The 12,266-nt window shown below is 46.0% G+C and carries 8 protein-coding genes; all 8 read left to right on the forward strand.

Going from position 1 to position 12,266, the window contains the following annotated elements:
• Positions 1–25 precede the first annotated feature (25 nt).
• Positions 26–964 carry a stage II sporulation protein M gene (locus tag IEY13_RS13570; RefSeq protein ID WP_188952966.1) on the forward strand — a complete coding sequence of 313 codons (939 nt, stop codon included), beginning with the start codon at positions 26–28 and terminating at the stop codon, positions 962–964.
• Complete coding sequence (locus tag IEY13_RS13575; protein ID WP_188952968.1) at positions 961–1,755, forward strand: DUF4129 domain-containing protein; 795 nt, start codon at positions 961–963, stop codon at positions 1,753–1,755. Before IEY13_RS13570 ends, IEY13_RS13575 begins: the two co-directional genes overlap by 4 nt.
• On the forward strand, positions 1,752–2,984 hold the full coding sequence (locus IEY13_RS13580) for a DUF4350 domain-containing protein (RefSeq protein ID WP_188952970.1): 1,233 nt from the start codon (positions 1,752–1,754) through the stop codon (positions 2,982–2,984). Before IEY13_RS13575 ends, IEY13_RS13580 begins: the two co-directional genes overlap by 4 nt.
• A 2-nt stretch (positions 2,985–2,986) precedes the next feature.
• Entirely contained in the window at positions 2,987–3,964 is a 978-nt protein-coding gene (locus tag IEY13_RS13585; protein ID WP_188952972.1) for an AAA family ATPase, read from the forward strand.
• Position 3,965: 1 nt separating this feature from the next.
• Positions 3,966–5,306: a DUF58 domain-containing protein gene (locus IEY13_RS13590; protein ID WP_188952974.1), complete on the forward strand. Its 1,341-nt coding sequence runs from the start codon at positions 3,966–3,968 to the stop codon at positions 5,304–5,306.
• Between the two features lie 130 nt (positions 5,307–5,436).
• A complete protein-coding gene (locus IEY13_RS13595; protein ID WP_188952976.1) occupies positions 5,437–6,714 on the forward strand; it encodes an NAD(P)/FAD-dependent oxidoreductase in 1,278 nt (425 codons plus the stop codon).
• Between the two features lie 290 nt (positions 6,715–7,004).
• Positions 7,005–8,585 (forward strand): response regulator, encoded by a 1,581-nt coding sequence (locus tag IEY13_RS13600; RefSeq protein ID WP_188952978.1) that lies wholly within the window; start codon positions 7,005–7,007, stop codon positions 8,583–8,585.
• A gap of 6 nt (positions 8,586–8,591) precedes the next feature.
• A complete protein-coding gene (locus tag IEY13_RS13605; protein WP_229687858.1) occupies positions 8,592–12,242 on the forward strand; it encodes a response regulator in 3,651 nt (1,216 codons plus the stop codon).
• Positions 12,243–12,266 lie beyond the last annotated feature (24 nt).

A 12,266-nucleotide genomic window follows, 5' to 3' on the forward strand; every position in this document is an offset into this window, starting at 1 on the left:
ATTTCCCTAATTCAAATACCTAAACTTGAGAGAAGCGCAGTTCATTAAAAAGAATAAAGACCGCTGGCTTAGCATGCAGGAGAAGCCGGCAACCCATCCTGACGAAACTGCCAATGAGTTTATACAACTGGTTGAAGACCTGGGATACAGCAAAACCTTTTATCCCGATAGCGGCATAGGCACGTATTTAAATACGCTGGCCACCAAACGTTATCTGAATATTTATAAAAACAACCGGCAGCAGAAAAACCGCATCATCCGTTTTTTTGTATATGATATACCCACGGTAATTGGCAAACACCACCGCCTGTTGCTGATTAGTTTTATTCTGTTTGTATTGTTTGTGGCCATAGGCTTTTTCTCGGCCTGGCAAGACCCTACGTTTGTACGGCAGATATTTGGCGATGGTTATGTGGATATGACGGAGAATAACATACGCGGTGGGGCGCCTTTTGGGGTGTATTCCTACGGCAATGAAATGCTATCGTTTATTTACCTGTTCATTAATAACCTGTCTGTAGCCTTGCGCCTTTTTGCGGGCGGCATATTGCTGGGGTTGCCTTCGCTGTACATGTTTATGTATAACGGTATTATGATAGGCGCGTTTGAATATTTCTTTTACAGCAACAGTCTTATGGAAGCCAGTATTCTTACTATTATGATTCATGGCACTATAGAACTAAGCATGATTGTGGTTGCGTTTACATCGGCCCTGGTGCTGGCGCAAAGCTGGCTTTTTCCGGGCACTATAACCCGCCTGCAGGCATTAAAGGCCGGTGCGCGGGATGGTATTGTTATAGCAATGGCCAACGTGCCCATGTTATTGCTGGCTGCTTTTTTTGAGGGTTTTGTAACCCGCCATTCGGGTATGCCCTTGTGGTTAAGGCTGCTGATTATTACCGTATCGTTTGTTATTATCGCCGGCTATTTTGTGGTGTATCCTATAATCCTGAAAAAGAAATGAGGCAAGGGTTAATGTTGTTAGTGGCCTGCCTGGCAGGTATTTGCCTGTGCGGCGGTGTATATGCGCAGGATTATGAACGGCACATCTACGATTCTTCCGAACAGTATTTTACGCATGCAGATTCTGCCTTCTGGCAGGGCAGCAGGCTGGCCGCTGCTACGCTGGATAAGGCGGTAAGCAAATGGAAAAAAGACGATGACTTTGAGTACATGAGCCAGATGGAGGATTTTACGCGTTATGTAGATTCACTTATAAGAGTACAACGCAGCCAGGGTAAACCGCTGCCTTCTGCACGCGAAGCTTTTGATGCCGCTGCGGGTAATGTAAAAGCTGATTATAGCCGCTGGTTTTTTTTAGCAGCGGTGGTAGTGTTTGTAGTGGTGGTGCTGTATTTTATGATCTCTGGCAAACTGGGCTTTTTTGCCCGCCCCGAAGCAGAAGAAACCGCACCTGTTATTACCGTAGAGGATATGGGAGAGCATATATGGGGGCTGCCTTACCAGGAGCTGCTGCCCAAAGCACTGGCCGAAAATAATTACCGGCTGGCGGTACGCATGTTGTTTTTACAAACGCTTACGGTACTGGACAAAAAGGGGCTTATCCGCTTTCAGCCCGATTTAACCAATTACGACTATCTGCTGCAGTTAAGGCCGGCTGATTGTTACCGGCAATTTGCCATTATTACCCGGCATTACGAGCATGTATGGTATGGAAAGTTTGAGCTGACGAAAGAGATGTACGAAAAAATAAGCAGCGATTTTATCACCTTACAAAGCGGGTTGGAATCATGAAAAAGAAGCAGCTATTGGTGATTGCTATTACTGCAGTGCTTGTAATTGTGCTGGCTTACCTGTTTATGCCCTCCCGTAAAAAGAGTGCGGTGTTTGATGGCCGCGTAACGCTGGGTATTAACGATAAAAATCCTTATGGTTGTTATGCTACTTATCAGCTGCTTTCGCAGATGTATCCCCGTATTCCGGTTACATCCAACCGTAAAGCGCCTGCGGAGTGGGAGAAGATAAGCCTGGACAGTACCAGGCAACTGGTGCTGATTGTGGCTAAATATTTTAATCCTACGGAGGATGAGCTGCATTACCTGAGCGTGCTGGCGGCGCAGGGCAATTACATTGTTATCAGTGCGCTGGAAATGAATTACGATGCGCGTAAATTCTTTCGCCTGCAACAGATGTATCTGGATGCGCAGAAGGGCGATGTTGTACTGGAAGGGCAACCCATGATACGCGTATCTCATAAATTTGGGGTACGTGTAGCGAATAGTGCACAGTCCTCTGCTACCACTTTTGATTACCCGGGCGTAGATTACAGTAATATTTTTACGTTGATAGATACCGCATATCTGCAGCCACTGGGTTACAATGGCAGAAGCGAGTTAAACCTGGCGGGTGTTATCAGTGGCAATGGGGCCATACTGCTGCATACCGCACCGGTAACCTTTACCAACTTCTTTGCTTTGTACCATAATAATTACCGCTACCTGCAACAGATGCTGGCGCTGATGCCCGGCCACCCATCGCGCATTATATGGGATGAATATTTTTTACGCGGCAAAGTAGCGGTTGAGAAGGGAATGCTTACAGCAGTATTGCAGCACCATAATTTCAGGTGGGCTTTCTGGTTAGTACTGGTGGTAACAGTACTGTTTCTTATTACGGGTGTTAAGCGCAGGCAACGCCTTATTCCCTGGCATCCCAAACCCGTAAACGACTCGCTGGAATTTATTTCTGTTATAGGCAAGCTGTATTACGAAAAGGGCGATCATACCAATATGGCGCAAAAAATGACGCAGTTTTTTCTGGAGCAGGTAAGGCAGAAGTATCAGCTGGATACACAGGATATACAGCCCGCCTTTGCACAGCAACTGGCTGCCAAAGCAGGCATTACGCCGCAGCATGCGCAAGACATTGCAGATTACATATTAAAAACAAAAGCAGGTAAAATAGATGCTACAGAACTGGCTGCGTTTTACGGGCTGCTACATGATTATTATAAAACCACCTGATTATGGAAGATACATTATTTGAACAGCGGCTGGATTTAACGGAACTGAGCAGTGCCGTACAGCGCCTGCAGGATGAAATAAGAAAAGTGATTGTGGGGCAGGATGAGCTGGTGCAACTACTGATTATTGCGATACTGGCAGATGGACATGTGTTGATTGAAGGCGTGCCAGGCGTAGCCAAAACACTGGCTGCAAAGCTGGTAGCCAAAAGCATGCAGGTTGGTTTTAGCCGGGTACAGTTTACGCCCGATCTGATGCCGAGTGATGTACTGGGTACCAACATTTTTAACCCTGGCAGCGGCAGGTTTGAATTTAGAAAAGGGCCGGTATTTGGCCATGTGGTGCTGATTGATGAAATTAACCGCGCCCCTGCAAAAACCCAGGCAGCCTTGTTTGAGGTAATGGAAGAGCGGCAGGTAACCATGGATGGTACCACACACAAAATGCTGCATCCATTTATGGTAATGGCCACACAAAACCCGATTGAGCAGGAGGGTACCTACCGCCTGCCGGAGGCGCAGCTGGATCGGTTTTTATTCAAGATTAAAGTGCCTTATCCATCCGAAGCACAGGAAATAGCCATACTGCAACGCTTTCAGCAAACAGATGCAGAAGCGGGTATTCAGTCGGTAACACCGGTTATCAGCGGCGATGATATTATGCGGCTGCGCGCAGTAACCAGACAGGTAATTGCTGAAGAAAAACTGCTTACGTTTATAGCACGCATTATAGTGGCCACACGTAACGATAAGTCGGTATACCTGGGTGCATCGCCCAGGGCCAGTCTGGCTTTGCTTAATGCGGCAAAAGCGGCGGCAGCGGTAGCGGGCCGCGACTTTATTACACCGGATGATGTAATATTTGTTGCCCGCCCTGTATTGCGCCATCGTTTAATTCTTACACCGGAACGTGAAATGGAAGGTGTAACGGAAGATGAAGTGATTCATAAAATTGTTCACGCCATAGAAATACCCCGATAGTATGCGCAGGTGGCTGTATAGCATCTCTTTTTATTTTACAGGTTTATTTTATGCCTGCTGTGGCGGTATAGTTATAGCGCTGATACTGGCTTTTTTCTTTCCCGTGCTGGAGTTGGTAGCGCTGATAGGGCTGGCATGCCTGTGTATTGCGGTAGTAATGGATCTGGTAATGATATACACCCGCAAAGTGCCGGTTAAGGCAGAGCGGGTGGTGGGGGAGCGGTTCAGCAACAGTGATGAAAACAGGGTGCAGATTCATATAGCCAATCTGCTGCCGTATAAAATAGATATCACGGTTATTGATGAACTGCCTTATCAGCTACAGGTACGCAACTGGAAAACAGCACTAACGGTGGTGCCGGGCATTACTTCTACCATTACCTATACAGTAAAGCCGGTAGAACGTGGCGTTTACCGGTTTGGGCACATCAACGTATTTATTACCGGCATACTTAAAATGGTTAGCCGGCAGGTGCTATGCGGCGAAGAAAAGGCTGTAGCGGTTTACCCGTCTTACCTGCAGATGCGCCGCTTTGAACTGATGGTAAACACCAGCCAGTTGCAGGAGGCAGGTACCCGCCGCCTGCGTAAGCTGGGCAACAGCCTGGAGTTTGAGCAAATAAGGGAGTATGTGCTGGGCGATGACTACCGTACCATTAACTGGCAGGCTACCGCGCGCAAAAGTGCCATTATGGTAAACCATTTTATGGATGAGCGCAGCCAGCAGGTAATCTGCCTGATTGATAAAGGACGTACCATGAAAATGCCTTTTGAAGGGCTTTCGCTGCTGGATTATGCCATTAATGCTTCGCTGGCACTGGGTAATCTGGTGTTGCATAAACAGGATAAAGCAGGCCTGCTTACTTTCGGAAGCACTATAGGGCAGTTTATTCCGCCCGACAAAAAGGCTACACAACTTTCCCTTATTATCGAGGCGCTGTACCGGCAGGAAACTGATTTTATGGACAGCAATTTTGAAGCACTGTACTCGGTGGTGCGTTACAAAATAAAACAACGTAGTCTGCTGATGCTGTTTACCAACTTTGAAAGTACATATGGGCTGGAGCGGCAATTGCCCTATTTAAAAAAGCTGGCGGCACACCATCCGTTGCTGGTGGTGTTTTTTAATAACACAGAATTGTCGCAACTGATAGAGCAGCGGGCCAACACATTGGAAGAGATATACACGCAAACGGTGGCGGCCAAATTTGCTTTTGAAAAAAAGCAGATGGTGCGCGAACTGCATAAACACGGAATTATGTCGCTACTTACCACTCCGGAGCAGTTAACGGCCGATACATTAAATAAATACTTTGAGTTGAAGGCGAGGCAGGTAATGTAACCAAAAGATAACAGAATACCCCTGAAAACACACCTTATTCAAGGGTTGAAGGCCAAATTTAGTACGAAATCGTTAGTCAATCCCCGGAAACACAGTTACCTTTGCGCCCTGAAAAAACAGGAAGTATTGTATGAGAATGGTAATTATTGGTGGTGGGTTTGCTGGATTGCAGCTGGCACGCCGCCTGAATAACAAAGAGGGCGTTGAGGTTTTGCTGATTGACAGATTTAACTATCACCAGTTTCAACCCTTATTTTATCAGGTAGCTACCGGCGGTCTCGACGCCAGTAACATATCTTTTCCCCTGCGCAAAGTATTTCATGACAGCAAAAACGTACGTTTCAGGCTGGCTGAAGTAAAAAACATCGACGCTAATTCCAATACGGTACAAACCGATATCGGTGATTTTGAGTATGATACGCTGGTACTGGCAACCGGTGCGGGAACCAACTTTTTTGGTAACAGCAACCTGGAAAAGTTTGCTTACCCCATGAAGTCTACTTCCGAGGCGCTTCAACTGCGTCACCACCTCATCCACAACTTTGAAGAGGCGTTGAACGCCAAATCTGAAGAAGATCTTCAGCAGATGATGAACATAGTGGTAGTAGGTGCAGGCCCTACCGGTGTGGAAGTGAGTGGAACCCTGGCAGAAATGAAAAACAAGGTACTGCCTAAAGACTATCCGGAGCTGGACTTTAACAACATGCAGATTTTTCTGCTGGAAGGTTCCAACCACACACTGTTAAACATGAGCGAGAAAAGCCGCGAGCAAAGCGAGCGTTATCTGCGCGATCTGGGTGTGAACGTACAACTGAACACCATTGTTAAAGATTACGACGGCCGTTTTGTAACCCTTACCAACGGCGAAAAAATATCTACCAGAACCGTTATCTGGGCGGCAGGTATTAAAGGCAATGTGCCTAAGGGCGTAAACCCTGAACTGGTGGTTCGTGGCAACCGTATTAAAGTAGACCGTTACAATAAGGTACAGGGCTATTATAATGTGTACGCCATTGGCGACATCTCTTACATGGAAACGCCTAAATATCCTAACGGGCATCCGCAGCTGGCTAACGTGGCTATTAACCAGGGCAAAACCCTTGCTGAGAACATTCTGAAGCAGGTACGCAACAAACAGGAAGCTCTTACTGAGTTTGAATATAAAGACAAAGGAAGCATGGCAACTGTGGGCCGCCACAAAGCCGTAGTGGATATGCCTAAACCTAAAATACACTTTGGTGGATTACTCGCCTGGTTTGTATGGATGGGCTTACACCTGGTACTGATTCTGGGCGTTAAAAACCGTTTACAGATTTTCCTGAACTGGTTTTATAAGTACTTTACTTTTGACCAGAGCTTACGTTTATTATTCGAGGACTTTTATAAAAATAGAAAAGAGGGGAATTAATTCCCCTCTTTTTTTGTTCTTTTTGTGGATTCCGGTGTATGCTTGTACCGGATATTTTGTACAATTCTGGTATTTTACGTTACGTATGCAGTTTTTATATAACATGGCATAGTTTTTTACATTATAAGCAGGTCCGTCATTTGATTCCTTTGAGAATTTTGCCAGCAACCGGTCACTGTAGAATCTATAACTATGATGGGTAGGTAAAAAAGCAAGGAAAAGAAGCGGGCAGAAGGTGTGTCCTAAACAGGGTACACCTTTCTTGTAACATCAACCCCTAAGAGGCTGCTATGATACTGATTGTAGACGACAGGCAGGAGAACATATATTCACTTCAGAAGATACTAGAGTTAAATCACTTTGAGGTTGATTCGGCTACATCGGGTGAAGATGCGTTAAAAAAAATTCTGAAGAATACCTATGAACTCATTATTCTGGACGTACAAATGCCCGGCATGGATGGTTTTGAGGTTGCTGAAACCATCAAGGGGTACAGCCGTACCAAAGACGTTCCTATCATTTTTTTGTCGGCCGTTAATATAGAAAAGAAATTCATCACCCGCGGATATACCTCCGGGGGTATTGATTATATAGCCAAGCCATTTGACCCCGATATCCTGTTGCTGAAAGTAAAAACCTTTTACCGGTTGCAGCAACAAACCAACGAACTCAACGCCATTCACAAAGCTTTACGGGAAGAAATTGAATTCCGCAAACAGGCGGAGAGCGATCTGTCGCAAAGTGTGGAAGAGCTGCACAGTATACTGCAATCTATTCCGCAGATCGCTTTCACCGCCAATGCAGGCGGGGCTATTGAATTTATTAACCAGCACTGGTACACCTACAGCAGAGATAAGAATGTACTGCCTAAAACAGCCCCGGGCGAGCTGAGCGTATCTGACTGTATACGCGAAGCTATCGGTAATGCAGGGTCGTACGTGGCCGAGGTGCGCATACGTCCGCTGGAGGCCGGAGAATACCGTTTTCATACCTTAACTATGACACCCATTCGCAAACACGACAAAATTGTAAAATGGGTGGGTATGTTTACAGATATACATGAGCAAAAAACGGCTAACCAGCTGTTGGAGCAGCGGGTGGCCGAACGTACTTTACAGCTGCAGAACAGCAACTACGAGCTGGAAGCTACCAACCACGAGTTGCAGCAGTTTGCCTACATTGCCTCACACGATTTAAAAGAGCCACTGCGTAAAATTCACTTCTTCAGCGATCTTATCAAGAACAGGCATCTTAAAAACAATACCGATGCCATGGCAGATATGGATAAGATTATCCGTTCTTCCGAACGCATGCGCAGCCTTATCATGGATATTCTGGATTACTCCAGGGTATCGTTACCGGAGCATTTTGAGGTTACCGATATCAACAGCGTGGTAAATGATATACTGGCCGATATGGAAATGCTGATAACGGAAAAGAATGCCACGGTACAGGTAGCAACACTACCTGCATTAGAGGTTAACCGCTCGCAGATACGGCAGGTGTTTCAGAACATTGTTAGCAATGCGCTTAAGTTTTCACGCGAAGCGGCTACGCCGGTTATTGATATAAAAGCCTGGTTGGTAAAGGAGAAAAGTTTTCAGGCCCAGGCTGATGAGGGGGGCAGGTATTGCCGCATTGAAATAATGGACAACGGTATAGGCTTTAACGAAAAGTACCTGGATAAAATATTTGTGATTTTTCAGCGCCTTAATTCGCGGGAAGAATATGAAGGTACCGGTATAGGCCTGGCCATAGTTAAGAAAATTGTAGATACCCACAAAGGATTAATTACCGCCGAAAGCGAAGAAGGCACCGGCAGCAAATTTATTATTGTATTGCCCGTTTACCAGAACGAACCCCTTACATAAAACAACATGGAAAAAAAAGCAAAGGAAATGAAGTCGGCTTTTAAAAGAAACATGCTTATTGGCTTTGGTATTTCCCTGTTGCTGCTTATTGTAAGTGCCATAGCATCTTACAACAGCATACAAGGCCTTATCACCAGCACCCGGTGGGTAACACATACGCAAAAGGTAATAGAAAACCTGGAGAAATCTATTTCGTACCTAAAAGATGCCGAAACCAGCCAGCGTGGCTTTTTGCTTACCGGTAAGGCCAGCTTTCTATCTCCGTACAATGGCGCTTACGATAGTGCCACGGCCTGTGTAAGGCGGGTAAAAACGCTTACCACAGATAACCGGCAGCAGCAGGTAAACTGCGAACAGTTACTGGATATTGTAAACAACCGCATGAGCCAGCTGCGTATTCTGATTGACAAAAAGAAGGATGGGCAGGCTATTGAAATGGACGACCTGGAAGCAGGTAAGCGTAACATGGATGCGGCACGCGCACTGGTGGATGTAATGATTACACAGGAGCAGGTGTTGCTGGCCGAAAGAACCGGCAGTATGACAAAATTTGCCGAGTATACCCCTAATATTATTCTTATTGCTACAGCATTGGCCTTCTTAATTACCATCATATCTCTGATAAGGGTAAACAGCGATTTTGAAAAAAGGTCTCTGTTACAACTGGCACTGGAAGCAAAGGATGCAGATATTACCCGCCGCATTAACCTTATCAGCGATATTGCCAATAAAATTGCAGAGGGCGAATATGGTACCCGCGCAGCGGATGAAGGCAGGGACGGATTGGGCGAACTGGCATTTTCTGTAAACCGCATGGCAGCATCGCTGGAAAACAGTTTTACTGCTTTGTCTGATAAAGAATGGCTGCAAACCGGTATAGCCACCCTGAACGATAAAATGCTGGGTGAATATAACCTGCAGTTGCTGGCGTACAATGTAACAGAATTTATAGCGCATTACACACACAGCCAGGTGGGGGCCTTTTACCTGAAAGAAACCGACAAAATGCTGCGTTATATTAACGGATATGCCTTTAGGGTTACCAAAGAAAGAGAAATGGTGGCTTTAGGCGATGGTATAACCGGCCAGTGTGCAGCCAGCGGCATTGAAATAAGGTTGAAGGATATACCTGTTAATCAGCTTACCATCAGTTATGCTGCCGGTGAAATAAAGCCGGTAGATGTGGTGGCTTTTCCGGTGGTGTTTGAAAGGCAGGTGGTAGGGGTAATAGAACTGGCTTCGCTGCAAACTTATACCGAAAATGACCTGGCTTTTATCCGCGCTGTATCGCACAACATAGGTGTTATTATCAACAGCATAGAAAACAGGAAGAAGTTGCAGGAACTGCTGGAAGAAACGCAATCGCAGGCAGAAGAACTGCAAGCGCAACACAGCGAACTGGAGAATATTAACGCCGAACTGGAAATTCAAACGCAGAAACTACAGGCTTCTGAAGAAGAACTGAAAGTACAGCAGGAGGAACTGAAAGAGGCCAATACCGAACTGGAAGAAAGAACCCGCCTGCTGGAAGAAAAGAACAACCTTATTTTTGAACGCAATATTGAAATACAGCGTAAAGCGGAGCAGCTGGCGTTAAGTACCAAGTATAAGTCAGAGTTTCTGGCTAATATGTCGCACGAGCTGCGTACTCCATTAAACTCCATTCTGCTGTTATCCCGCTTAATGTCGGAAAATAACGATAAAAACCTTACCAGAGAACAGATAGAGTATGCCAATGTAATACTCAGTTCCGGCCATGGATTGTTATCGCTGATTGATGAAATACTGGATCTGTCTAAAATTGAGGCAGGCAAAATGGAACTGGAATACTCCAACGTGCAGGTAAACGATGTAGCCGCTGATATGAAAGCGTTGTTTAACCCGCTTGCCCGTGAAAAAGGGGTGGAGTTTGAAGTACGGGTACATGAAGAAGTACCTGCTGCTTTTGAAACAGATAAAATGCGTCTGGAGCAGATTCTGAAAAACCTGTTATCCAATGCCCTGAAATTTACAGCAAGGGGCTATGTACGTATGGATGTGAATGTGGCAGCCGGCAACAGTGCCATGCTTGCCTTTACGGTAAAAGATACCGGTATTGGTATTTCCAAAGACAAGCAACTGCTGATTTTTGAAGCCTTCCAGCAGGCCGATGGCTCTACCCGCCGCAAGTATGGCGGAACGGGTTTAGGCTTATCTATCAGCCGCGAACTGGTAAAACTGCTGGGTGGCAACATAACACTGGAAAGTACGGTTAACGAGGGCAGCGAGTTTACGGTATATATACCGGCAAACAAGGTGGCCGCCGAAAATGCTCTTGCGGCTTCTGACAAGGAGGAACTGATAAAAACCACACCTGCGCCGGAGGAGGTACCCGCAGAAGACGCCGAAGCAAGAGCGGCACAACGTGCAGAACGTTATATTTCTGATGTTATTCCGGATAATATACCAGACGACCGCAGTACGGTACAACCGGGTGATAACTGTATACTGATTGTAGAGGACGATGTAAACTTTGCCCGTTCGCTACTGGATTATACCCATAAAAAAGGCTATAAGGGCATAGTGAGTGTACGTGGTGATGAAGTAATGGAACTGGCCTCTATGTACCAGCCCGCAGGTATTCTGCTGGATATTCAGTTGCCTGTTAAAGATGGCTGGGAGGTAATGGAAATGCTGAAAGCATCGCCGCTTACGAGGCATATACCGGTGCATATTATGTCATCACTGGAGTTCAGGTATCAGAGCCTGAGTAAGGGGGCGGTTGATTTCATCAATAAACCGGTAGCGTACGAGCAAATGCAGGATATCTTTAAAAAGATAGAGCAGGTGCTTACTGCCAACCCGCGTAAGGTGCTGATTGTGGAAGAGAATACCAGACACGCCAAAGCGCTGGCTTACTTCCTGGAAACGCATGAGGTAAATGCTGAAATAACTGATAATGTAAACGACAGTGTGCAGGCGCTTAACCAGCAACAGGTAAACTGCGTAATTCTGGATATGGGGGTTCCCGATCAGAATGCGTACGATACCCTGGAGGAAGTGAAGAAAAGGCCTGGCCTGGAAAACCTGCCTATTATTATATTTACCGGCAAAAGCCTGTCCAGGGCAGAAGAGCTGCGTATTAAGAAATATGCTGATTCTATTGTTATTAAAACAGCCCATTCTTACAAGCGTATTCTGGATGAGGTATCGCTGTTTCTGCATCTGGTAGAAGAGAAAAAGGAAAGCGTGGAGCAGAACAGGCAATACCGTAACCTGGGCCAGTTGCAGGATGTGCTGAAAGGCAAAAAGGTGCTGATTGCGGATGACGATGTAAGGAACATTTACTCCTTAACCAAGGCGCTGGAGGCGTTTCATATGAATGTTATTTCTGCCATGGATGGCCGGGAGGCGCTGAGGCAGCTGGAAATACATCCGGATACAGATATTGTGCTGATGGATATGATGATGCCGGAAATGGATGGCTACGAAAGTACACGCCTGATACGTGAAAAGCAGGCTTTCCGTAACCTGCCGGTAATAGCAGTTACGGCGAAGGCCATGACGGGCGACAGGGCTAAGTGCATCAGCGCCGGTGCTTCGGATTATATTACCAAACCGGTAGATATAGATCAGTTGCTTTCATTGTTACGTGTTTGGTTGTACGACAGAAACTAAATAGTTGAACCACGAAGTAGTATT

Source organism: Filimonas zeae (assembly GCF_014641615.1).
Lineage (GTDB): Bacteria > Bacteroidota > Bacteroidia > Chitinophagales > Chitinophagaceae > Filimonas > Filimonas zeae.